Genomic DNA, 19,639 nt, shown 5'->3' on the forward strand with positions numbered 1-19,639 from the left:
GCGAACTAATTATTAAAGGTACGGTTGTGATGAACACCCTGATTAAACCTGGACTGTTTTTAGCTTTTATTTTGATGATGGTTTCTGCCAGCGCGAATGCGTCCGGCGGGATTGCGCTGGGCGCGACGCGCGTTATTTATCCGGCCGATGCCAAACAAACGTCGCTGGCGATCACCAACAGCAATAAACAAGAGCGCTATTTAATTAACGCGTGGATAGAAAATGCCAACGGGCAAAAGGAAAAAACCTTTGCCGTCACGCCGCCGCTGTTTGTCAGCGAGCCGGCCAGCGAAAACACCCTGCGCATTATCTACGCAGGCCCGGCGCTGCCTGCCGATCGCGAATCGCTCTTTTACATGAACGTCAAAGCGATTCCCTCCGTCAGCAAAAAACATCAGGACGGTAACAACGTCCTGCAACTGGCTATTCTGTCACGTATCAAGCTGTTTGTTCGCCCGGCTAACCTGGCGATGCCGCCGGAAGAGGCGCTCTCACAGCTGCGCTTTGAGCGCGTCGGCAACCATCTTAAGGTGAGCAATGCCTCGCCGTATTACGTCACGCTGGTCAATCTGAAGCTCGGCGGTCAGACGCTGGATAACCTGATGGTTGCTCCTAAAAGCTCGGCGCAGCAGGTGCTGCCTGCCGCTACGAGCGGCACGCTCTCCTGGCAGAGTGTGAATGACTATGGCGCCATTACGCCGGCGCGTAGCGTCAGCCTGTGAGCAGAGACAGGGCGATGAACACTCAATGGCGTTACTGCCCGGTTGCGCTGGCACTGATGGCAACGCTCTGGCCACTCGCTGGCTGGGGCGAAAGCTACTTTAACCCGGCGTTTCTCTCCGATGACACGGCGAACGTGGCGGATTTGTCGCGTTTTGAAAAAGGCCACCAGCAGGCACCGGGCGTCTATCGCGTCGATATCTGGCGTAACGATGAGTTTATCGGCACGCAGGACGTGCGGTTTGAGCAAGCTGACAACACGCCGCCGGTCGCGGGCGGTTTGTCGCCGTGCATTACGCGCGCGATGCTCGATCGCTTTGGCGTCAATATCGCCGCCTTCCCGGAACTGAGCAACGTGCAGGGCGATACCTGCGTTCCGCTCACCACGGCTATTCCGGGCAGCGAAACGGCGTTCAACTTCGCCTCGTTGCGCCTGAACGTCAGCCTGCCTCAGGTGGCGATGCAAAACAGCGCCCGCGGGTATATTCCACCTGAACAGTGGGATGAAGGCATCCCCGCCGCGCTGCTGAACTACAGCTTTACCGGCAACCGGGGCAGCGACGACGACAGCTACTATCTGAACCTGCAAAGCGGGTTGAACTATGGCGCCTGGCGATTACGCAATAACGGCGCGTGGCGTTATACCGAAAGCAACGGCCAGCGGCACAGCAGCTGGCAAAATATTGGTACCTGGGCGCAGCGTACGATCATCCCGCTGAAAAGCGAGCTGGTGCTTGGCGACAGCAACACCGGTAACGATGTCTTCGACAGCGTTGGTTTTCGCGGTGGTCGCCTCTATTCGTCCGACAGTATGTACCCGGACAGCCTGCAAGGTTACGCGCCTACCGTGCGCGGAATCGCCCGCACCCCTGCCAAAGTGGTGATCCGCCAGAACGGATACGTGATTTACCAGAGCTATGTGCAGCCGGGGGCTTTTGCGATAACTGATCTTAACCCGACCTCCTCAAGCGGTGACCTGGAGGTGACGGTGGAAGAGAAGGACGGCAGCCAGCAGCGCTACACCGTCCCGTATTCCACCGTTCCGCTGCTCCAGCGTGAAGGACGCTGGAAATACGATCTGGTGGCAGGGGACTATCGCAGCGGCAACAGCGAGCAGGACACGCCGTTCTTTACTCAGGGTACGATGATTGCGGGTCTTGCCGACGGCTACACGCTATACGGCGGAACGCAGCTGGCCTCGCGCTATACCGCCATCGCCATTGGCGCGGGTAAAAACCTCGGTGACTGGGGAGCGGTTTCACTTGATCTCACCCATGCCCGCAGCCAGCTTGCCGATGACAGCCGCCATGAAGGGCAGTCCCTGCGGTTCCTGTACGCAAAATCCCTTAACGGATTCGGCACCAACTTCCAGCTGCTGGGCTATCGCTACTCGACCAAAGGCTTCTACACCCTCGACGATGTGGCCTGGCGCACAATGGAAGGCTACCAGTATGGCGACGATCAGGACGATGACGGCGTGCCGGACGTGCAGAGCTATCACAACCTGACGCTGAATAAAAAAGGGCGTTTCCAGCTCAATATCTCCCAGTCTCTCGGCGATTACGGCTCGGTGTACGTGTCGGGCAGCCAGCAGAGTTACTGGGGCACCAGCGAATCCAACGTCTGGTATCAGCTTGGCTACGCGGGCGGGGTGAAAGGGGTCAGCTACGCCTTATCCTGGTCGTGGAACAAGGCCGTCGGCATTGACGGAACCGACCGGATCGCCTCGTTCAACGTCTCCGTCCCGTTCAGCCTGTTCACCCGTCACGGCTACCGTCGCGATAACGCGATCGACCGGGCCTATGCCACAGCCTCTGCCAGCCGTAACAGCGACGGTGATACCAGCTGGCAGACCGGGATCAGCGGAACGCTGCTCCAGGATCGTAACCTGAACTACAGCGTCACGCAGGGTCACACCAGCAATAACGGTGCCAGCGGCAGCGCCAGCGCTAACTGGCAGGCGACGTACGGCACGCTGGGCGTGGGCTACAACTACGCCCGGGATCAGCACGACCTCAACTGGCAGCTCTCCGGCGGCGTGGTAGGGCATTCAGACGGCATCACATTCAGTCAGCCGCTGGGCGATACCAACGTCTTGATCAAAGCGCCGGGCGCGTCAGGCGTGAGCGTCGAAAACCAGACCGGCGTCAAAACAGACTGGCGTGGCTATGCGGTGATGCCGTACGCCACGGTGTACCGTTACAACCGCGTGGCGCTCGACACCAACACCATGAGCAACAACACCGACATTGAAAATAACGTTTCCAGCGTCGTGCCGACGAACGGTGCGCTGGTGCGCGCCAGTTTTGACACCCGCATCGGCGTGCGTGCGCTGCTCACCGTGAAGCGTGATAACCAGCCTGTACCGTTTGGGGCGGTGGTGCGTGAGACGCAGAGCGGCGTAACCAGCATGGTGGGAGATGACGGTCAGATTTACCTGAGCGGGCTGCCGCTGAGCGGAGAACTGCTGATTCAGTGGGGAGACGGGAAACAGTCCCAGTGTCGTGCGCCCTACAGCCTGCCAGAACAAAGCCTGCAACAGGCGATCACACTTAAGGGGATCCGCTGTGAATAAAATCCATTATCTGGGGCTATCCCTGCTGGCGTTTTTTCCGCTATCTGAGGCCTTCGCCACGGTCTGCGTCAATGAAAATGGCGTGCCGACGGAGGTGTATTACGACCTGACGGGTAAATTTAACAGCTCCAATAACCAGGTGGGGCAGATTGTCACGCTCAGCGAGAAGTCCCAGTGGGTGGGCGTCAACGCCGTCTGCCCTAAGGGAACGTCCGGGAACACCACCAAGCGCAGCTATGTTACCGATTTCCCTGTTACGGGCACCAGCGATGGCTACCAATATCTGAAGCTAAACGACTATCTGGACGGGGCGATGAAAATTACCGACAGCTACGCTGGCACGTTTTATCCGCCCAAAAGCTACATTCAGATGGGGAGCCACCCGAATGTGTCTAAAAACAAACCGTTTGGCGTACAGGATTCCAGCCTCGTCTTCCGGCTTAAAGTGACCCGACGCTTTATCAATATGGTGGTGATCCCCCGGGCGACTATGTTCCGGGTTTACGTCACCACGACCTCCTCGGATCCACTCACCACGCCGGTTTATACCATCAGCTACAGCGGGACCATTCAGGTGCCTCAGAGCTGTGAAATTAATGCCGGGAATGTGGTGGAGTTCGATTTCGGAGATATCGGCGCCTCCCTGTTCAGTAAAGCGGGCATCGGGAATAAGCCGGAGGGGATCTCAGCGCAAAGCAAAACCATCGGCATCAAATGCACCAACGTCGAGGCGAACGCCATGCTCACGATGCGTGTTGAGGCGGAGAAGGTTTCAGGCAGTACGCTGGTTTCCGATAACGCGGATGTGGGTTTTGTGATTGCCAACAGTAATGGCGTGCCGCTGACGCCCAACAACCTGACCAGCAAAATCCCGTTCCGTCTGGACGACAGCGCTCAGGCGCAGGTGGGGATCCGCGCGTGGCCCGTCAGCGTAACCGGTAAAAAACCTGCCGAGGGGCGTTTTACCTCTCGCGGCTATTTACGCGTCGACTACGACTAAGGAACAGGTATGCGAAACGGAATGCGGTATTTAGCCGTCGCTCTCTTTGCGCTTTGCTCCCCTGCACACGCAGAGACGGCGCTTGGGGAAATTAACATTCAGCTCTACGGCAATATCGTGGATTTTACCTGCGTGGCGGAGGGGGACGACAGCAATAAAACCGTCACGCTCGGCACCTGGCCCACGAAACAGCTTCGCACAACGGGGAGCCGGACGCAGCCTGTACCGTTCACCCTGAAGCTGACCGGATGTCCGCCGGGGGCGGCTTCGGTCACATTTACGGGGAAGATGGACGGGCATGATAACAGCCTGCTGGCGCTGAATGATGCCAGCGCGGCCAGCAACGTGGCCGTGGAGATCCTCGACCGGGATAAAACGCGCCTCGCGTTGCAGCAGGCCAGCCAGACGGTGGCGGTAGATGCGCAGGGAAATGCCGAACTGTCGTTTTATGCCAATTATATCGCCACAGCGGATAACCCGCAGCCGGGACGGGCTGACGCCGATGCAACTTTCATGATTAATTATAATTAATCGTATCCACTCTCCCTGTAACGGTTATATGTTGCAGGGAGAGGGTAGGATTATAGTAATTCGTGCGCTTTCGCGTAATCAATTAATTCAACGATACTTTGCACGCCCAGCTTGGAAAAGATATTAGACTTATGAGCGCTAATTGTTTTGTTGCTAAGTAATAATTGATCCGCAATCTCCTTATTAGATAATCCGTTCGCCAGATATCGCAGAACCGTCACTTCACGATTCGATAACGGCATATCCACAGCGGCGCCCGTCCGCGAGCCCAGATGGTTTATAAAACTCAATGTTTCTGAGGGGAAGAAGGAATAGCCCGTCAGGATCATTTCCACCGCGTTATAAATTTCCCCCAGATCTTTTCGCTTACTGACAAAACCATTTGCCCCGGCGCGGATGGCGCGTCCTGCGTAGAAGGCTTCAGATTTCGAAGAGAGGAAAAGAACCTTAATGTCTTTATTTAAGTTCCTGATTCTTTTCAGTAATACGAACCCATCCGTGCCCGTCATTTCAATATCGAGAATGACCAGGTCAATGGGGTGGTTGCGTATACAGTCAAGCACCTCGTGGCTGTCGCCTGACTTCAGTTTGACCTGGATGTTTTTATTTTTCTGTAGCAGGACTTCTATCGACATTCTGACGATAGGGTGTTCGTCCATAATGATAACGGATGCCGGTTTCATTTTTTATGCCTCAGATTGTTAAAAGCGTTATGCTGAGTTTTGTTAAAACTCTCGAAAAGCCGGAAGGATAATTGCGCAGATCCTTGTACGGTAAATGTCCCTGGGAAGAGCGAAAGCATCCTTGTTTACGTAGTGGTGATATCAATGCCTCAGCGCAGTTATCTCATAAGGCTGGTTATGGCAAAATGATTTTTCTTATTCGCGTGTCAAACACGTCTTATTATACCGTTTAAGTATTGTCCGAAAAGCCTGTAAATTAATATCCATATATTGCTGATTATTATGTTCTGGATCTGAATCACTAACTTTTTAAAATTAGCAAAAATGTCCTGATATTGCATTTACCACACACTTTCATCTTTATGTAATAACAAAAAATAAACGATTTTACTGTATGTTAAACGAATGTTAACAGCGAGCAGGCTGTGACAACCAGCATCCCGCCTGCCTGCCATCCCTGAAATCCGCCATTTCGTGCGTCATCTCTCCGTTTCAAACGCCTCCTGGCAAATTGCCGTTCCCAACAACAGAACAGTACTATCTGCTGTTTTCTTCACCTCTCATCGCATTCTTTTACAGGTGAATCGCTTGTTTTTACACCATTATCATCCTGTTAACTGAAGCGCCAGAACCTTAACGCATGGATAAAATCACTCTCGTTGAGCGTACCGGCAGCATTTCGCATGGTTTAAGACCTGGAATTAGGAATAGTTATAAAATCGAAAGTTTTGTTAAAAAACACAAAAATTTAACATATATCCTAAGTAATTTCCTAAAGGTCTTTAGGAATTAAGAAGTTACTGAATACGTTAATACGTGAAATCTGAGAGGTTGTTGAGAAGATGTAGCAACTCATGACGATGATTCAGCCCAAGTTTCGCCAGGATGCAGCTGAGACGGTAAATAATGCGGCTGTAGGGGCGGTTCTGTAACTGCGCGATCTGCCGCAAGGAGCTCCCCTGCGACAGCGCCTGTAAGATCGGCCATTCATCCCGTGAAAACCACTCTTTGCGGTTGCCGGCCGGTGACGGTGCTTCCAGCAAGGTTTGTTGCATAGCCAGCGCCGTTAGCTGGCGTTCAAGCACATGAAAAGGGCCAGCCGCTTTACAAAACAGGCGAGCATCATAATCATCGGCGCGGACGAGCAGGTAGGGTGTCAGGTAGGGGGCGAACAGGCTGTGGCGGCGTAATCGGTCCAGCAGGTCGATGAGCGGCGAGGCGCGGCTCTCAATGTCTATTACCAGACGCGATGAAGGCCAGTGATTTAAATCACTGAGGGCGGCTTCCAGCGTGGAATAGTCGCAGCAATTGCTCAGGGGCGACTGCCCGCTCAGTAAACCGGAACGGAAAAAATTATCCTGTGTGACCAGAATGATAAAGGGAGCATCGGTTTTGCGGGTCTGGTTGATTGACTGGCTCAAATATTCGAGACGATCAAAAAATGGGAGAGCAAAAGGCGAGTGCGTAGAACCCAGTGAATCACTTCCTGTCCGACGACGCCGGTAACGGCGCACTGTCATTCGCATAGCTTCCCTCTTGGCGATGACCGTTCAGTCCTCCTGCCATCTCCAGGATGGCCAATAATATCCCTGACCGAAGCGCGCGCCAGCATGAAGCGCGCAAGTACGGTCCCGTTCTGTTTCAATGCCTTCAATAAGCACATTCGCAGCGATTTTTGAACAAAGGGTGACCAGCTGTGTCAGCGCCTGCGTTTCACGTAAACGCCAGAAAGCGATCTTATCGATTTTTATTCCGCTTAATGGCAGGCGGCAGGATAAAAATGCTTGTCCTGACGCTTCATCAATATCATCCAGCCAGATCCGGTGTCCTCGCGCGGTCAACTGCTGAAGCGCACAACTCACCCTCAGACGCGCCGGGTCTGAGAGTGTAAAGAACGAGGCAGGCTCCACGAGTTCAATGTTCAGCGGTGGGCTGTTAAGTTGCAGTAAACGCTGGAACATTTCCGGTATGGTCAGAACGGTTATCGGCAAATTTATGAAAAGGTTGTCACAGGGGAAGGGTTTTTTTAACGCGGCGATCTGTGCTTCCAGCAGCATAAGCGCCCGGGCGGCGGACCAGTCCTGGAAAAAGCTTTCGTTTTGCTGATGCGGCGACAGCACACTGAGCACTTCGGCCCCCACCGTGCGCGAAGATGAGAGGGCGACAATGGGTTCAAGCTTAATGCCTGTAATATCGTGTGAGATGTGCTGCACGCACGAGGGAAAACCTGTCTGGTCTGGCGCTGTCACTCCGTCGTCCTGTTCACTTCCAGCCTCCAGGCGGCCGGGTTACCGCAGGACAGTGTGAAGGTGAAGTAAACAGGAAAACAGCAGGCGTTACTTAAAAGCGGCTAAGCCTTTTCGCAGCCCGTAAAAGAGGGATAAATGTTGAAAAAACAGCCGTATTTACAATCAGCTAGTCATTATCGCCAGAGAAGGCGGAAAAGGCATTGACTCACTACGCATTGACCGTATAATTCCAGGCGTTTCACCACCGCGAAGTACACTCTTCTCCGTGCGCCCTTAGCTCAGTTGGATAGAGCAACGGCCTTCTAAGCCGTAGGTCGTAGGTTCGAATCCTACAGGGCGTGCCATTTAAAAACAGGCACTTACGCCAGTTTCAAACCAGCCTGATTTTCTCCTTGTGTCGTAATTGTGTCATGGTTGCCAAAAATGGCATCAATTTTCCGTGCATGTTCGCTTAAATGGTTCGGTGCCAGGTGAGCGTATCGACGGACCATTTCGATTGACTCCCAGCCTCCCATTTCCTGAAGAACTGACAGCGGAACGCCGGACTGGATTAACCAGCTTGCCCAGGTATGGCGGAGGTCGTGAAAACGGAAATCCTCAATCCCCGCTTTTGCCAGGCCAATTCGCCAGGCGCTGTTATCATCCACACGCATTTTCCTGACCGCCGGAGTGACAGTTTTATCCGGGCGCGTTGATGGCTTCGTGTGAACGAATACCCACCTTGAACTTTTACCAATCTGATCCCTTAATACCCTGCATGCGGTATCATTCAGAGCCACGCCGATAGCCTTGCCCGCCTTCGCGTTCTCCGGATTTACCCATGCAACCTTTCTCTGCATATCGACCTGCTGCCACTCCAGATCAATTATGTTGGAGCGGCGCAGGCCGGTTGCCAGTGCAAATATCACCACCGGCTTTATCGACTCCGGCATGCAGGCAATTAACCGTTCTGCCTCGTCCCTGGTCAGCCAGCGGATGCGTTTGCTGATCGGCTTTTTGGTTTTTATAACCGGGGGCGTTTTAATCCAGCCCCAGTCATTAGCCGCAGCCTTGAACAGAGATCGCATGAACGAAAGGTGCTGGCTCTTTGTGGCGTGGCTTACCGGTTTCTCAACATACGGCGGCGGTTCTTTCCCCCGGCGTATAGCCGCGTCCCGGCGCGACTCCCACACCTGAATATGCTTGCGGTTGACCATCTTCGAAACTGCTTCGTTTACCTGGTCCGCCGTGATGGTCGAAATATCCCGGCCAGAGAAATGCCGCAGGAAATATTCGATTTTGGTCTTATCGTCATCGAGTGACCGCTTATGCTCCTTCTCGCGGATCCACCTGATGCAACATTCCTCAAACGTCCTCGTCGGTAGTTCCCCAATTTTATCAACCCGCCACGCTTCAGCCTTCAGCTTGTCGTGCAGCTCCTGCGCTTGTTTCTTGTCCCCCGTACCAAGAGATCGTCTAATTCTTTTCCCTGACGGCGTAACGAAATGACAGTGCCAGACGCCGCCTCTGAGGGTGATTGACATAAAATTTCTCCTTTATGTTCACCCGCGCTCGCAGGAACAGGATCGCGCGGGTCATGTAAATACGCAATACAGGCGACGTCGGTCGTTCGGTATTTGTTCCCGATCTTCTTCCCGGCCAACTGCCCCGAGTCGATAAGCCGGTAGACAGTTCTCGGTGAGGTGATCAGTAGTTCTGCCGCCTGTCTGGCTGTCAGTGTTTTTGCCTCAACCATGTATTTCCTCCAGGCAAAAAGAACCCGGCGCAGGGCCGGGCAAAAGGGATCACGAGGTGGCGCTTTCGCACCCAATAGCCAGCTCATAACTGGCTATCAGTTGCGTCATGCTTTGATGTGGAGGCGCGGCTCCCCGTCTTTCGGTTCCGGCCACTGGCGCGCCATATTCACCTTCAGCTTTTCTTCCAGCGCCGCGGTGATTTGCTCATCGGTGATACCGGCGCGCCGCTGTGCGTCCCATAGCAGGAACTGCAAATCAGCCCATTCGCTGAGGTCGCCAGGATCGGCAGCAGCTTCCAGCGCCTCTTTCGAAAGGTGCTTCAGTGGTCCAATGGGGCCGACGTTGCCGAAGGTTTGTTCTGACCATTCAGCGTGGCGCCGCCGGATCAGGTTTCTGGTGAACTGTGATTTCTTCGATTCGTAAGGTTTCACGCTCTCTCCTTATGCCGCACGCTGGGCGCGCAGCTTCTTCAGGTGTTATGCTGTTTCGATTTCTTCAGCGATCCGCTCGGCCTCTGCTTTGGTCAGCGGCTCGAAATCCTGATTAAAGCGTCCCATGCTGGCAATGCAGGTGCGGCCGTTGCGGATGTAGTGGATGACTTCGTGGGTAGCGCGGAGGATTTTGCAGGGCGCGCCGTGGGGATCGGCATGCCAGGTATTAGGCTGTATTATCCTGAACATTGGCTGACTCCTGCATCATGAGGAAGACAATCATTGCGGCACGAAGTGGGTTATCGTTAAAGCTATATGCATCGTTGGGATGAAAAGCCTCGGCCCCCCAACCGCCTCTTTTGTCCGCTTCGCTCATTGCGTAAATGCTGATTTTATTTGCGGTGATAATCGGCCATGCATCTGCCGGGTTATTGCACGGATCGAAGAATTCCCACTTTCCATCCCTGACAATTAGGACGCCTCTACCCGTCATTGAACCAATTAGTCTTGAAGCTATCTGAACCTTTCGATTAACTTCCTTATCACTCAACTTGCTGTAATCCATCAAATCCCCCTCTGCTTATTCCTCAATTCGATGACGCTCTGGCAATCCGCACAGGTCTGGCAGCCGGGAACGGCAGCGCGCCGCGGCTCGGGAATCGGTTCGTCGCATTCTTCACAACGCTCAGCTGATACGTCGTTACGGTTCACTCGGTGAGCGGAAAGGGCAGCGTTACGCTGAAGCTCTTCAATCTCTGCTGCTGTGTCGATGATATCGGCCATGGTCAATGCTCCCGGAACTGTCGGTTAATTCGGTTGAATGTGAACGCCAGCAATAAAAAAGGCAGCTTTAGCGACCTGGTTATTTGCGATGTCATGGCTGTATCCACCCCTTGCCTTTGACGTGCTGGATGACGCCAAGCTTCCTGAGTGACTGGAGTCGGCGATCAAGGATGCGGAAGACGTCCATCGGGTGCTTTCCTTCTGCTTCAGCAATGACGAGGCACTCCTGCCTGACGGAAGGGCTAAATAGTTCAGAAAACGAGGTAGGCTGAGCGCCGATAGCGCTTAACACTTCGCTATCCAGTTTCGCGTATTTGGTCACGATTCCACTCCGAAGCGGCGATTAAGCCGCCCTGTGTATACGACGAACTCCAGGAGGCTAACTCCCAGAGCTTCTATTTTCTTGTGATGCTTGTTGATGATGGGAGGCACCGTACCGTTCCAGTTTGGCTTTGACTTCTTGCGCATTGCCTGCTGGATTTCTTCGGTGCAGCGGCGGCAGGCTGCGCGGATGGCGTTTTCATTTGCTGGCGTCATGCGGCCTCCCGGCGGGCGAGAAGTTTCACCCCGAAAGCCATCAGCTCGTCCCGGTCCACAGTTGCGAAGTGGCAGTGTGTACGCGGGTACGGTCGCCAGATAATGAGCATGCTGCCTTTATTATTTCCGCTGACTGGCTTACCGGTGACCGGGTTGATAAATGCCAGCCGCCCGGCGGTGATGAGACGAACCTCGCTGGCGGTCTGGATAGCCTCTTTGAACCAGCCAACCGAAGTATCTGCCGGTACCAGCATGACCGTACCGATCTGATTGGCGCTCTCGGCAGCGGCCTTCTTCACGAATGGCGTGATGTCGCTGTACGGCGGGTTAAGCCAGACGTAGCCGGGAATGCTCAGGTAATCAGCCCAGGACGTTTCCAGCGTGTTCTGCTCGGCGGTGATGAACTTCCGGCACAGCGCGTTATGCGGAGCTGCTGCGGCATCAAGTTGGAAGCAGAACTCAGCATCAAGGGAAGCAAATAGGGCTGGTGGAGTGCGCCAGAGGTCGCGCTGTTCTGCTGGAGTGTTGCTGCCGGTGTAATCGGTCATATCAAACCTCGAATGCCAGTTGTGGTGTGAACCGATCGCGTTCTGCGTCGTAATTCAGTGAACTTGCAGAGTTAAAGGCTTCAATGCGTTCGACCAGCACCGCAGCGCGTGTTTCTTTGCTTGCCGGCGCGTAGGGCGAACCATTCCACACTTTGTCTATACCGATATTGCGAGCTACGTTTGTGCTGTCAGCTGACGAGAGCGGAACGTGGGAGAAGATATCTTTATTCAGCATGCGCAAGCCGTGAAGCTTCGTAATTGGATAGCCGTTTTTATCGACTACGTGGCGTATCAGGTCGCGCAGTTTCGCCCGGCACGCACTTGGTCGCTTGGCGTCATATTCACCCATGCTGCCGATACAAACGCGCGGGAACTCATGACACAAACGAATAAAGCGTTCGTCTGGCTCATTAAAGTGATACACCGGCGCGCCTACGACTTTTCCGTGAGGCCATTCAGCAATAAGCGCGTCATTCTCTTCGCTGGTGCCGCCTATAACGTCTGGGATAACAGCAAACCCGAAACGAGGATGGTTACCCCAGCGTTCAACGAAGCGATAATACTCGTTCCAGTCAACAACACGATTCTTTGTCCAGAAACTGAACGCGCCGTTATCCAGAGCGAATGACTGGGTTACTTCCGATGCCAGGTTAATCTGAGCTGGGTTGGCGAAGCTGATAAATGCATGACGGCCTTTCCATGCTTTCAGTGCGCATGTGTCCGGCGTAATAGGGCCGCCGTGAAAATGAATCATGCCGCCTCCTGCCTTTCCCGATATTCCTCAGCGAGCCGCTGCGCCTTTAATGGATTGCTGACCACTTCACCCCATGGCATTAGCCAGCCGTTACCAATGAAGGGAAGACATAGTGTGCCAACCCTGATTTCGTCGTGAGCGTGAGTCATAGGATGGACTCCATTTCGTCGATGTAGAGGCCCTGAGCAATCAGGCGGCTACGGCGGGCGGCACGTTCAATGCACTCCTGCCGTCTGCCTTCCTGCGATTGCTCTATGGCGCGCCGGGTGAATAGTCGTGATTTGCCCTGCGGCGTTACGACCTTTGGCTTCGTGACCAGGTCGAATATCCGGTCGCAGATCCCGTCCTCGTTGAGCCATTTTTCCGACTCAACGATCTGAGCTATCTGTCCGGATCCGCGGGTAATGCCGTTGGCGACCCGGTTAAACTCGATGAGCGTTACGCCAAACTTCTCAGCGATTTCGCTGCCGGTTACCGGGCGCCCTCGCGTCTGAATCATCCAGATAACGCGCTCACGGAGGCCGGAGAATTGCCCGGTTCGCCCGGGCCTGCGGTAGAAAGGTGTGCGTTTCATTCGAGCTCCAGAATGCGGCGCTTCGTGTCCGCAACAAGTTCGAGAAAGTCTTTTCTGCGCGCGCGAAGCCGGACTATTTCTGATTCACATTCAGCAGCTGTAAGGCGATAGACGATGAGCTGCTTACCGTCCGGGAAGTCTGAGCAGTAGCTGATGAAGTCCACCCAATCCCTGCCGGAGCAATCAAGGTGACCGACCAGTTGCCATCTGTATGCCGGATCGAAGGAGCCGCGGGTGAGGGTGGTGTAGTGAGTGGCGGCAATGACCGACTTAATCTCAACGAGCCCGTCCTGGCCAACGAGGCCGTCGGGGCTGTCTCCGTATGTTTCGTGATCAAAGAACCCGCCGTTATCCACGTCGACAAAGTTCATCTCTTCGTACAGCATGCGGGCAATTGGCTCCTGTTCGTGCCCGCGCTCCATGTGGTCGTTTGAGAAACCAAACTCAGACTTGCAACCCTTAATCTGCTCAAGAGCCAACTGAAGGGCATAACGCTTGGCTGGTTCGCCAAATGCCTTCCCATCGTTAGCCATGATCAGTCCGAAGTTTGAAGCGGTGGCCTTACCCAGGCGAAGAGCATCCCACTCTTCACCATTTTGCTCGACGTCATGCCATATCATGATGAACACTCCTGCTCAAGCTGGCGGCGATGCTCTGGAGAAATGTCCATTCTCGCCAGCACTGCATCAAGGTTGCCGTCGCGTTTGAAAGCTGCTTTAGCGTTATTCCATGCCTGCTTTTTTTCCGGCGAAAGCACCGGTTTCGTGACGCGCGCCGGGCTTAAGCGGAGACCTTCAACCGATTCCTTTCCGAACCGGACATTTTTATCGACGTAAACAGTGACCTTCACGCCAACCCAATCCTCAAGGAAAGGTGATCCGGTGATGCTTTTCAGCATCTTGCTGTTGGTGGCATTCAATATCATCGGCTTAAGCTTTTCGCCGGGGCGCAGCTCGCGCTCTTCAAAATAAGCGGTGTTAAAAACGTCTTTGGATTTTTTTGTTTTGTCGTTTTCTAACGTTGCCCGGGCGATCGTCAGCACGGTTGGCTCTACGATGTCGGCGCTGCTCAGGTATGGAGAGTCAAAAGCTTTGCGGTAGTGGGTTTTAGATTCAGACATTTCATGCATCCTTAAAACGGGCAGCCGGTACGGTGCTCCCAGTCGTATTCCGCCTGGGCGTAAGCAACTGCCGAAATGAAATCGTTGTAGGCCTCGCCAGCTTTATCGCTGCGAAGCCCTTCGTATGGGCTGGAGTCAATCGGGATCGTGAAGTGGAAGAGGCCGGACGGCTTTTTCGGCATCATGTCGATAATTTGCTGCGCCCGGTCGTCGATCCACTTCTCTTTCTCGTCGGTGAGCTGCTGCTCAGCCCAGCGCCGATCTTCGATGCGGTCGTAAGTGAGGTATGCGTTCATGGCTGAACTCCTGAAATTTGGATGTGCAGATCCCGCCCGCATTGAGCCAGGCCGATCGGTTGAATAGGGGGTTAGTGCTGCGCGATGGATTTCGCCGGGAACTCGCCGTTGCGGAGGATGCTTTCTACCGGCCAGCATTCAGCTGTTACTTTCTGCTCAGTAGCTGCCTGGCTGCATTCCTGCTGGCTGTCGTAAACGCCGAGAATGACGTCCTGATAATCACCGTTGGTCATTGCCACGGTCAGGACGAGCGCGAATAAAGTTTCCATCAGTGAAGAGTCCTCCCGATGGCGACGGCGTAAAGGCGCTTTGCTTCTTCCCACGCCGGAGCATTGCGATGGAGTACCGCGAACGACGCGAGCCGTTGGGCCTCTCTGATCTGCTGCTGGTTTACCATGATTTCCTCTTGGCCTTATCGCGGCGAACGGAACGGTTAATACAAGACTTCTGCGCTTGCAAAAAAATGTGAGGGCGGTGGATGGCCGCCGGTTGTCATAACTAAGCCGCCTCGGTGAAGCGACTGAGGTATGAAAAAAGCCGCTGGTTAGGCGGCTTTGATTGCTCGAATTGTTGTCCAGGTCACGGAGTGCTCAGCCGTCAGTTTGAAGTGGCGCTCGCACTCATGGCATTGATGCTCTTCTTGGCAGGCGTCGTATGATTCATCGGTGGAAATTTCAGCCTTACACCATGGGCAGCGAGCCTCATCTTCGTGCCAAAAATCCATCTCATCATATTCATCATCAGGAACGATCCGCGCCTCTGCTTCTGCAAGACGCTTTTTGTTAATTTGTTCCTGACAGTCATTGCAACGCCATCCGTCACTGCAACCCCAAACAGCACCAATTCCATCAATGCCTGGAGATTTAGCTGCACGCTCTCTATCTACACCGCAATCAACGCAGACATCATGCTTGTCACAGCGAACATAGGCCCATTTAATAGGTGAGCCATTGCAATGATCACAACCCTCAACCCAATGCCAAACCCCATCAATTTCCTTTGAGTACCAACTCCTTTCTGGTGGCGTGATTTCAAAGTCGCATTCCTGGATGCACTTTCCACCCTGGACAATCCGCTTTCCAAACATCTGAACTCTGCCGCTTCTGACACGTTCGATTCCTGAGAAGAGTCGAGGGTCGTTAATGACGCCCCGGATAATCTCCCCATCAATTCGTTTACACATACCCTTACCCTCTGTCGTTACCCGCTGATGCGGGAGAAATGCTTTGGTGCTGGCTCCCCACAATGAAGCAGGGAAGGCCGTCGTCGCCTTGGTGAGCCATTACCTCACCAACTAGCTGATAACCGTCTGCCAGCCCAAAGCACTCACCAAAAACCCCGACATCGCCGGGGTTTCCGAAAGCATTTGTGGTACCAATTATTTGTGAGCGATATAGCTTTGCCGTCGCATAGAAGCTCCTTTGTTGCGTGGGTTGATGAATCGAAATGCTTTGGTGATTGGATGGCCGGCGCTGATCTCCGGCATAAGGCGCTTATTCGGCGGCGTCGAGCTTGCTTATTCGCTTGAGCCATCCTTGTGAGTCAGCCACGTCCCACTGCGCATCAGCCTGCGCATTCATCCAATCCCAAAACATTCCAGTTACGCACCATTGCCGCTCTCCCTGAGCCCGCCGGGCGTCCGACGCATGGTTTACTGTCGCGCCGTTCGACTGACCGAATCTCCACTTCGCCGCTGGCTAACTTCGCTCAGCTGTCGATGTTTCGTTTCGATGGGTTAACAATACTAGCGGTATTAATATATAGCAATACCGCTAGTATTAATAAATCTTTGATTAATACTAAGAGTATGAATTTGATGTGATTTTATTTTTGTAAATACCAGTGCTACGCTTAAAAAAACAGCAGGAGGGATGTGCATGGTTCTGGATGAAGAGCGTATAAGCATGAAAATTCAGGCGATGGGGCGGGCGGTCATGGAATTGTCACTGGCTGATTTACCCATGACCCAGCAAAACATCATCGACAAGCTGGAGCAGTACCGGAAGGAAACAGGAAACGTGATAGGTAAGGGCGTGAGCAGGGATACAGCCGATATAGTGCCGAAGGGACAATAAAAAAAGCCCGCACGGGGCGGGCAGGTAGTGTTGCGATAGTTATTGTTATCAGCTTCAGGCTGGATAGTTATCGGCAGAATGGGTGATGGCTTTATGGGTGGGCAATAAAAACCCGGCGCGGTGGCCGGGTTGATTCAGGATGCCCACACCTCTGCATCAGGAAGTTTTCCACTGGTTTGCCAGTGTTTAATGACTTTAAAGGCTGCACGAGAAAAATAAACATTCTTCACGTCATTCGGCATTTTGCAGTAGTAGTCAATCTTACCGCTTTGTTCGTTTACGCTGAACTCTCCACTGCCATTTTCATTAAAAAACACATAGTTAGATGTCTTTCCATCAGAGGATTTTTTTTGAATTTGAACATAAAAGCCCATATCATTCCTCCTTAAGATTCCATACAAAACCGGCTTCGATCGTTCTCTTGTGAGCTTCATTATAGGTGAGTCCATCTTTTTTTTCTATATGAGACTCATATTCCTCGTGCGCGAAAAACTCTACGTCAGAACTGATATGTAGGTTGCAGGCTAGTCTATCCCAAGCATTTACTATTTCCGGGTCTGCGTCGAGCCTGCCATAACGTTTAGTATTGTCCTGATACACTATCTCATGATCATCGAAGAAAATATGATTTTTCACCCTTTCAACTATGTCTTCAGTCTTTGAGAGAGTGTTACAGATTTTATTAATATCTGTAGTGTCATTCCTTATGCGTTCGTACTCAATTTCAGACCGTTCAATTGCCTCTAAATAGCACTCTGGAGAGGTGTTGATCGTCATCGATATGTGATTAGACTCCTCGTCACTACCAAGAAGCGAGGCTATTTCATTAAATGCGTTTTCAATAGGGTTTATCATATCGCACCCTTACTCGATGAATTCTGAGCAATCTATTCTTTTAAAGTTGATTGTTTGAAAAGCGAAATATCCATTTATTGTGAAAATAAAATGTGGAATGTAAACACCAACGCTTGTCAGATATGTCATTGAGATCACGAGTTTGTTTTTTGCCTCATTGAGGCTGGAGTTGCTAAGGGAGTGGGCGCTGTTTAGTTCTAAAATCTTGTCTTTAAAATCATCAATATTCACTTCTGGCTTAACTTGGAAGGACGTAAATATGCTTATAACGTCAGACCTTAGATAGACCGATGCAACGGTTCCTTCATGATTGATGACGATCCTGTTTTCAAAACTCTCAGTTTTAAAGCCTGCGTTTGCAAAAATCTCTTCGAGACGCTTTATTGTAATATCAGCATTAGATAGAATCTGGTCGTTAGACATTCTACAGTCCTTTTGTAAATGTTAAATGGCTAAATTTTTATACAAAATAATTGCTTTGAGAGACGGAATCTTCGCGTTCTGATGATGCAGTTATCGCACACTCTCCAAACATCTAAACCAGCCGCATCTTCGTCTCTACTGCAACACCGATAATTCGACAGTTACCATTCACCGCTACCAATGGCCACTGTGGATTTAAACCCTTCAGGTACTTCTGCGCACCGTCGATCACTAACTTCTTAAATGTTGCCTCGTTCGAATCGGATAGCTTTGCTATTACTAGGCTGCCGTTGATCGCCTCGCGCCCAGTATCGAAGAGGACAAAGGTTCCTTCTGGGATGCTAAGACCCGCCGGTGCTGTCATTGAGTCACCATCTACCTGTAGCCAGAATGCCTCACCTTGAATGTGAGCATCTGATTCAAGCCAAAGGTCTATATCCTTTAGGGTGTACGGCTCAACCGCTTCACACCAGGCGCCCGCCTGAACTTTGCTAATCACCGGATATTTTGAGCCAGGTGAATAATGCCCTGCGAAAGAAGTATTTTCCGACGCCACCGAGCTCATATCAGAGATATCCTTCGCAAGTGACGGGCTGAAATCAGAGACACTAACCCCAAGAAGCCTGGCAAAGACCGATGCTACCGCTGTATTTAAGGCATTCCTTCCATTGAGGTAATGGCCGACGGCACCCTGAGAAATGTCCAGCGCGTCCGCAATGGATTGCTGAGTAATACCCAGTTCTTTTTTCTTCGCTTCGTAAAGGGCTTTTAAACGCTGTGAATCAGCCACTTGAGCGGGGGTGAGAATCTTTTTCTTTTCCATTATCAGATATTAATACCAAAGCTCATATTTTAAAAATACCGCAAGTATTGATTTGTGTAATACTTCTGGTATTGTTTGGTTATGCACTCAATGGAGCAACCACATGAAAATTTCTTTAGCTGAGTTTGTTGGCGAGGTAGGTCAGGCCAAAGCAGCTGATGCCATCGGCGTTCACCAAACGGCAATTAGTAAAGCGATCAGGGTTGGTCGTCAGATTTTTATCAACAAGCTTCCTACTGGCGAGGTGAAGGCGGTCGAATACCGCGATTTTCCTCATAGCAAGAAGCAGGAACATCAGGAATAGCACATGCAATCACTTACTTATCAACACAATACCGGATTACACCCGGGAGCGATGATAAACCGCGCTCAAGCTAAAGCGGCGCCAGACCACGAAAAGATCCGCGATGCGGTCCGGGCATGGTCGTCGGCGCTGGACAATCAGGACGTCGTTTCGGCGCTGATCATTAACGAATACCGGGAGCAGGGCGGTACCGCCATCAGCTTTCCGGAAGACATCAGCCGGGCGCGCCAGAAACTGTTTCGCTTCCTGGATAATCGCTTCGACTCCGAGCAGTACCGCGAGAACGTGCGCCAGCTGACGCCCGCAATCATGGCCGTGCTGCCTGTTGAGTATCGCACTCGCCTTATCGGTGCCGATTGCAAAATGTCTCGTCTGGCTGAAGCCGAGAAAGAACTCGCTGAGGCTAAACAGGCCGTGCTGCTGGACGCTCCAGAGCATCAGAAGCTGAAAGAGGTAAGCGAGGGTATAGCGTCGCTGTTCCGCCTCATGCCGGAGCAGGTAGGCCCTCTGATGACGATGGTTACGTCGATGCTGGGGGTTATGTGAGAACTACAAAAATGGCGAAAGCCGGTCTGCGCGAACAGAACCGACTTTCAGGTGCAAATGCAGATAACAAGTGCGA

Annotated in this window: 29 protein-coding genes, 1 tRNA gene and 2 pseudogenes; 8 read left to right on the forward strand and 24 right to left on the reverse strand. The window is 52.5% G+C overall.

Features of this window, described 5'->3' with window-relative positions; translation table 11 throughout:
- Nucleotides 1-29 precede the first annotated feature (29 nt).
- The 4 genes from fimC to sfmF are packed head-to-tail and all read left to right on the forward strand — an operon-like array spanning nucleotide 30 to nucleotide 4,826.
- A complete protein-coding gene (fimC, locus tag ACOTY5_RS01110; RefSeq protein ID WP_045142072.1) occupies nucleotides 30-722 on the forward strand; it encodes a type 1 fimbria chaperone FimC in 693 nt (230 codons plus the stop codon).
- 14 nt (nucleotides 723-736) lie between these two features.
- Entirely contained in the window at nucleotides 737-3,295 is a 2,559-nt protein-coding gene (locus tag ACOTY5_RS01115) for a fimbrial biogenesis usher protein (RefSeq protein ID WP_015571221.1), read from the forward strand.
- Nucleotides 3,288-4,295 (forward strand): type 1 fimbria D-mannose specific adhesin FimH, encoded by a 1,008-nt coding sequence (fimH, locus tag ACOTY5_RS01120; RefSeq protein ID WP_045142073.1) that lies wholly within the window; start codon nucleotides 3,288-3,290, stop codon nucleotides 4,293-4,295. Before ACOTY5_RS01115 ends, fimH begins: the two co-directional genes overlap by 8 nt.
- A 9-nt stretch (nucleotides 4,296-4,304) precedes the next feature.
- Entirely contained in the window at nucleotides 4,305-4,826 is a 522-nt protein-coding gene (sfmF, locus tag ACOTY5_RS01125; RefSeq protein ID WP_023296055.1) for a fimbria assembly protein, read from the forward strand.
- 50 nt (nucleotides 4,827-4,876) lie between these two features.
- Here the strand turns inward: sfmF and fimZ are convergent, their stop codons facing one another.
- The 3 genes from fimZ to ACOTY5_RS01140 form a co-directional block, all read right to left on the reverse strand.
- Nucleotides 4,877-5,509: a fimbria biosynthesis transcriptional regulator FimZ gene (fimZ, locus tag ACOTY5_RS01130; protein ID WP_003858901.1), complete on the reverse strand. Its 633-nt coding sequence runs from the start codon at nucleotides 5,507-5,509 to the stop codon at nucleotides 4,877-4,879.
- An 809-nt stretch (nucleotides 5,510-6,318) separates the two neighbouring features.
- Nucleotides 6,319-7,035, reverse strand: a complete 717-nt coding sequence (locus ACOTY5_RS01135) for a helix-turn-helix transcriptional regulator (RefSeq protein WP_017383240.1) — start codon at nucleotides 7,033-7,035, stop codon at nucleotides 6,319-6,321.
- A gap of 24 nt (nucleotides 7,036-7,059) precedes the next feature.
- Entirely contained in the window at nucleotides 7,060-7,722 is a 663-nt protein-coding gene (locus ACOTY5_RS01140; protein WP_045142074.1) for an EAL domain-containing protein, read from the reverse strand.
- A gap of 303 nt (nucleotides 7,723-8,025) precedes the next feature.
- Between ACOTY5_RS01140 and ACOTY5_RS01145 the strand changes: the two genes are divergently transcribed.
- Nucleotides 8,026-8,102, forward strand: a tRNA-Arg gene (locus tag ACOTY5_RS01145).
- A gap of 15 nt (nucleotides 8,103-8,117) precedes the next feature.
- Here ACOTY5_RS01145 and ACOTY5_RS01150 read toward each other — a convergent pair.
- The 17 genes and pseudogenes from ACOTY5_RS01150 to ACOTY5_RS01230 form a co-directional block, all read right to left on the reverse strand.
- A complete protein-coding gene (locus ACOTY5_RS01150; RefSeq protein ID WP_237707070.1) occupies nucleotides 8,118-9,275 on the reverse strand; it encodes a tyrosine-type recombinase/integrase in 1,158 nt (385 codons plus the stop codon).
- Entirely contained in the window at nucleotides 9,158-9,580 is a 423-nt protein-coding gene (locus ACOTY5_RS01155) for a helix-turn-helix domain-containing protein (protein ID WP_337459766.1), read from the reverse strand. The genes ACOTY5_RS01150 and ACOTY5_RS01155 overlap by 118 nt, the downstream gene beginning before the upstream one ends.
- Nucleotides 9,581-9,604: 24 nt before the next feature.
- A pseudogene (locus ACOTY5_RS01160) lies at nucleotides 9,605-9,877 on the reverse strand (dATP/dGTP pyrophosphohydrolase domain-containing protein); the annotation flags it as partial.
- Between the two features lie 93 nt (nucleotides 9,878-9,970).
- The gene (locus ACOTY5_RS01165) at nucleotides 9,971-10,174 is read right to left on the reverse strand and encodes a DUF4222 domain-containing protein (RefSeq protein WP_013095941.1); all 204 of its coding nucleotides are present in this window, start codon (nucleotides 10,172-10,174) and stop codon (nucleotides 9,971-9,973) included.
- Nucleotides 10,152-10,490 (reverse strand): phage protein NinX family protein, encoded by a 339-nt coding sequence (locus ACOTY5_RS01170; protein ID WP_044158833.1) that lies wholly within the window; start codon nucleotides 10,488-10,490, stop codon nucleotides 10,152-10,154. The genes ACOTY5_RS01165 and ACOTY5_RS01170 overlap by 23 nt, the downstream gene beginning before the upstream one ends.
- The gene (locus tag ACOTY5_RS01175; protein WP_045896259.1) at nucleotides 10,490-10,708 is read right to left on the reverse strand and encodes a TraR/DksA family transcriptional regulator; all 219 of its coding nucleotides are present in this window, start codon (nucleotides 10,706-10,708) and stop codon (nucleotides 10,490-10,492) included. The genes ACOTY5_RS01170 and ACOTY5_RS01175 overlap by 1 nt, the downstream gene beginning before the upstream one ends.
- Nucleotides 10,709-11,026: 318 nt before the next feature.
- Nucleotides 11,027-11,245 (reverse strand): hypothetical protein, encoded by a 219-nt coding sequence (locus ACOTY5_RS01180; RefSeq protein WP_421631810.1) that lies wholly within the window; start codon nucleotides 11,243-11,245, stop codon nucleotides 11,027-11,029.
- A complete protein-coding gene (locus ACOTY5_RS01185; RefSeq protein ID WP_259429735.1) occupies nucleotides 11,242-11,793 on the reverse strand; it encodes a phage N-6-adenine-methyltransferase in 552 nt (183 codons plus the stop codon). Before ACOTY5_RS01185 ends, ACOTY5_RS01180 begins: the two co-directional genes overlap by 4 nt.
- A gap of 1 nt (nucleotide 11,794) precedes the next feature.
- Complete coding sequence (locus ACOTY5_RS01190; RefSeq protein WP_350360795.1) at nucleotides 11,795-12,547, reverse strand: hypothetical protein; 753 nt, start codon at nucleotides 12,545-12,547, stop codon at nucleotides 11,795-11,797.
- On the reverse strand, nucleotides 12,544-12,696 hold the full coding sequence (locus tag ACOTY5_RS01195) for a DUF1317 family protein (protein ID WP_063438388.1): 153 nt from the start codon (nucleotides 12,694-12,696) through the stop codon (nucleotides 12,544-12,546). Before ACOTY5_RS01195 ends, ACOTY5_RS01190 begins: the two co-directional genes overlap by 4 nt.
- Nucleotides 12,693-13,121 (reverse strand): regulator, encoded by a 429-nt coding sequence (locus tag ACOTY5_RS01200; protein ID WP_259429737.1) that lies wholly within the window; start codon nucleotides 13,119-13,121, stop codon nucleotides 12,693-12,695. The genes ACOTY5_RS01195 and ACOTY5_RS01200 overlap by 4 nt, the downstream gene beginning before the upstream one ends.
- Complete coding sequence (locus ACOTY5_RS01205) at nucleotides 13,118-13,741, reverse strand: lambda exonuclease family protein (protein WP_259429738.1); 624 nt, start codon at nucleotides 13,739-13,741, stop codon at nucleotides 13,118-13,120. Before ACOTY5_RS01205 ends, ACOTY5_RS01200 begins: the two co-directional genes overlap by 4 nt.
- On the reverse strand, nucleotides 13,738-14,040 hold the full coding sequence (locus ACOTY5_RS01210) for a hypothetical protein (protein ID WP_162183857.1): 303 nt from the start codon (nucleotides 14,038-14,040) through the stop codon (nucleotides 13,738-13,740). Before ACOTY5_RS01210 ends, ACOTY5_RS01205 begins: the two co-directional genes overlap by 4 nt.
- A gap of 2 nt (nucleotides 14,041-14,042) precedes the next feature.
- Nucleotides 14,043-14,241, reverse strand: a pseudogene (locus ACOTY5_RS01215) (hypothetical protein).
- 11 nt (nucleotides 14,242-14,252) lie between these two features.
- Nucleotides 14,253-14,537: a host nuclease inhibitor GamL gene (gene gamL / locus ACOTY5_RS01220; protein WP_259429739.1), complete on the reverse strand. Its 285-nt coding sequence runs from the start codon at nucleotides 14,535-14,537 to the stop codon at nucleotides 14,253-14,255.
- Nucleotides 14,538-14,608: 71 nt separating this feature from the next.
- Nucleotides 14,609-14,806 carry a DUF1482 family protein gene (locus tag ACOTY5_RS01225; RefSeq protein ID WP_059453074.1) on the reverse strand — a complete coding sequence of 66 codons (198 nt, stop codon included), beginning with the start codon at nucleotides 14,804-14,806 and terminating at the stop codon, nucleotides 14,609-14,611.
- Nucleotides 14,807-15,081: 275 nt separating this feature from the next.
- Nucleotides 15,082-15,720, reverse strand: coding sequence for a hypothetical protein (locus ACOTY5_RS01230; protein WP_127341243.1), 639 nt, complete (start codon nucleotides 15,718-15,720; stop codon nucleotides 15,082-15,084).
- 694 nt (nucleotides 15,721-16,414) lie between these two features.
- On the opposite strand from ACOTY5_RS01230, the gene ACOTY5_RS01235 reads away from it, so the two are divergent.
- Nucleotides 16,415-16,612 (forward strand): hypothetical protein, encoded by a 198-nt coding sequence (locus ACOTY5_RS01235; RefSeq protein ID WP_063151926.1) that lies wholly within the window; start codon nucleotides 16,415-16,417, stop codon nucleotides 16,610-16,612.
- A 134-nt stretch (nucleotides 16,613-16,746) separates the two neighbouring features.
- Here the strand turns inward: ACOTY5_RS01235 and ACOTY5_RS01240 are convergent, their stop codons facing one another.
- The 4 genes from ACOTY5_RS01240 to ACOTY5_RS01255 form a co-directional block, all read right to left on the reverse strand.
- On the reverse strand, nucleotides 16,747-16,986 hold the full coding sequence (locus ACOTY5_RS01240) for a hypothetical protein (RefSeq protein WP_044704990.1): 240 nt from the start codon (nucleotides 16,984-16,986) through the stop codon (nucleotides 16,747-16,749).
- A gap of 1 nt (nucleotide 16,987) precedes the next feature.
- The gene (locus ACOTY5_RS01245; protein WP_046695767.1) at nucleotides 16,988-17,467 is read right to left on the reverse strand and encodes a hypothetical protein; all 480 of its coding nucleotides are present in this window, start codon (nucleotides 17,465-17,467) and stop codon (nucleotides 16,988-16,990) included.
- Nucleotides 17,468-17,476: 9 nt separating this feature from the next.
- Nucleotides 17,477-17,890, reverse strand: a complete 414-nt coding sequence (locus ACOTY5_RS01250; protein WP_044704986.1) for a hypothetical protein — start codon at nucleotides 17,888-17,890, stop codon at nucleotides 17,477-17,479.
- 112 nt (nucleotides 17,891-18,002) lie between these two features.
- A complete protein-coding gene (locus ACOTY5_RS01255) occupies nucleotides 18,003-18,713 on the reverse strand; it encodes a LexA family protein (protein ID WP_017383045.1) in 711 nt (236 codons plus the stop codon).
- 103 nt (nucleotides 18,714-18,816) lie between these two features.
- Between ACOTY5_RS01255 and ACOTY5_RS01260 the strand changes: the two genes are divergently transcribed.
- Entirely contained in the window at nucleotides 18,817-19,017 is a 201-nt protein-coding gene (locus tag ACOTY5_RS01260) for a Cro/CI family transcriptional regulator (protein ID WP_017383044.1), read from the forward strand.
- 3 nt (nucleotides 19,018-19,020) lie between these two features.
- Nucleotides 19,021-19,563: a toxin YdaT family protein gene (locus ACOTY5_RS01265; protein WP_032666797.1), complete on the forward strand. Its 543-nt coding sequence runs from the start codon at nucleotides 19,021-19,023 to the stop codon at nucleotides 19,561-19,563.
- The last annotated feature ends 76 nt before the right edge of the window (nucleotides 19,564-19,639 follow it).

The sequence above is a fragment of the Enterobacter cloacae complex sp. SHL018 genome (assembly GCF_049237905.1).
GTDB lineage: Bacteria > Pseudomonadota > Gammaproteobacteria > Enterobacterales > Enterobacteriaceae > Enterobacter > Enterobacter hormaechei_C.

Excerpts from the sequence above, each read along its gene's own strand:
- fimC (WP_045142072.1), top strand. The coding sequence starts at position 30 with ATGAACACCCTGATTAAACCTGGACTGTTTTTAGCTTTTATTTTGATG.
- ACOTY5_RS01115 (WP_015571221.1), top strand. The coding sequence starts at position 737 with ATGAACACTCAATGGCGTTACTGCCCGGTTGCGCTGGCACTGATGGCA.
- sfmF (WP_023296055.1), top strand. The coding sequence starts at position 4,305 with ATGCGAAACGGAATGCGGTATTTAGCCGTCGCTCTCTTTGCGCTTTGC.
- fimZ (WP_003858901.1), bottom strand. The coding sequence starts at position 5,509 with ATGAAACCGGCATCCGTTATCATTATGGACGAACACCCTATCGTCAGA.
- ACOTY5_RS01135 (WP_017383240.1), bottom strand. The coding sequence starts at position 7,035 with ATGCGAATGACAGTGCGCCGTTACCGGCGTCGTCGGACAGGAAGTGAT.
- ACOTY5_RS01155 (WP_337459766.1), bottom strand. The coding sequence starts at position 9,580 with ATGAGCTGGCTATTGGGTGCGAAAGCGCCACCTCGTGATCCCTTTTGC.
- ACOTY5_RS01165 (WP_013095941.1), bottom strand. The coding sequence starts at position 10,174 with ATGTTCAGGATAATACAGCCTAATACCTGGCATGCCGATCCCCACGGC.
- ACOTY5_RS01170 (WP_044158833.1), bottom strand. The coding sequence starts at position 10,490 with ATGGATTACAGCAAGTTGAGTGATAAGGAAGTTAATCGAAAGGTTCAG.
- ACOTY5_RS01175 (WP_045896259.1), bottom strand. The coding sequence starts at position 10,708 with ATGGCCGATATCATCGACACAGCAGCAGAGATTGAAGAGCTTCAGCGT.
- ACOTY5_RS01180 (WP_421631810.1), bottom strand. The coding sequence starts at position 11,245 with ATGACGCCAGCAAATGAAAACGCCATCCGCGCAGCCTGCCGCCGCTGC.
- ACOTY5_RS01185 (WP_259429735.1), bottom strand. The coding sequence starts at position 11,793 with ATGACCGATTACACCGGCAGCAACACTCCAGCAGAACAGCGCGACCTC.
- ACOTY5_RS01190 (WP_350360795.1), bottom strand. The coding sequence starts at position 12,547 with ATGATTCATTTTCACGGCGGCCCTATTACGCCGGACACATGCGCACTG.
- ACOTY5_RS01195 (WP_063438388.1), bottom strand. The coding sequence starts at position 12,696 with ATGACTCACGCTCACGACGAAATCAGGGTTGGCACACTATGTCTTCCC.
- ACOTY5_RS01200 (WP_259429737.1), bottom strand. The coding sequence starts at position 13,121 with ATGAAACGCACACCTTTCTACCGCAGGCCCGGGCGAACCGGGCAATTC.
- ACOTY5_RS01205 (WP_259429738.1), bottom strand. The coding sequence starts at position 13,741 with ATGATATGGCATGACGTCGAGCAAAATGGTGAAGAGTGGGATGCTCTT.
- gamL (WP_259429739.1), bottom strand. The coding sequence starts at position 14,537 with ATGAACGCATACCTCACTTACGACCGCATCGAAGATCGGCGCTGGGCT.
- ACOTY5_RS01225 (WP_059453074.1), bottom strand. The coding sequence starts at position 14,806 with ATGGAAACTTTATTCGCGCTCGTCCTGACCGTGGCAATGACCAACGGT.
- ACOTY5_RS01230 (WP_127341243.1), bottom strand. The coding sequence starts at position 15,720 with ATGTGTAAACGAATTGATGGGGAGATTATCCGGGGCGTCATTAACGAC.
- ACOTY5_RS01235 (WP_063151926.1), top strand. The coding sequence starts at position 16,415 with ATGGTTCTGGATGAAGAGCGTATAAGCATGAAAATTCAGGCGATGGGG.
- ACOTY5_RS01240 (WP_044704990.1), bottom strand. The coding sequence starts at position 16,986 with ATGGGCTTTTATGTTCAAATTCAAAAAAAATCCTCTGATGGAAAGACA.
- ACOTY5_RS01245 (WP_046695767.1), bottom strand. The coding sequence starts at position 17,467 with ATGATAAACCCTATTGAAAACGCATTTAATGAAATAGCCTCGCTTCTT.
- ACOTY5_RS01250 (WP_044704986.1), bottom strand. The coding sequence starts at position 17,890 with ATGTCTAACGACCAGATTCTATCTAATGCTGATATTACAATAAAGCGT.
- ACOTY5_RS01255 (WP_017383045.1), bottom strand. The coding sequence starts at position 18,713 with ATGGAAAAGAAAAAGATTCTCACCCCCGCTCAAGTGGCTGATTCACAG.
- ACOTY5_RS01260 (WP_017383044.1), top strand. The coding sequence starts at position 18,817 with ATGAAAATTTCTTTAGCTGAGTTTGTTGGCGAGGTAGGTCAGGCCAAA.
- ACOTY5_RS01265 (WP_032666797.1), top strand. The coding sequence starts at position 19,021 with ATGCAATCACTTACTTATCAACACAATACCGGATTACACCCGGGAGCG.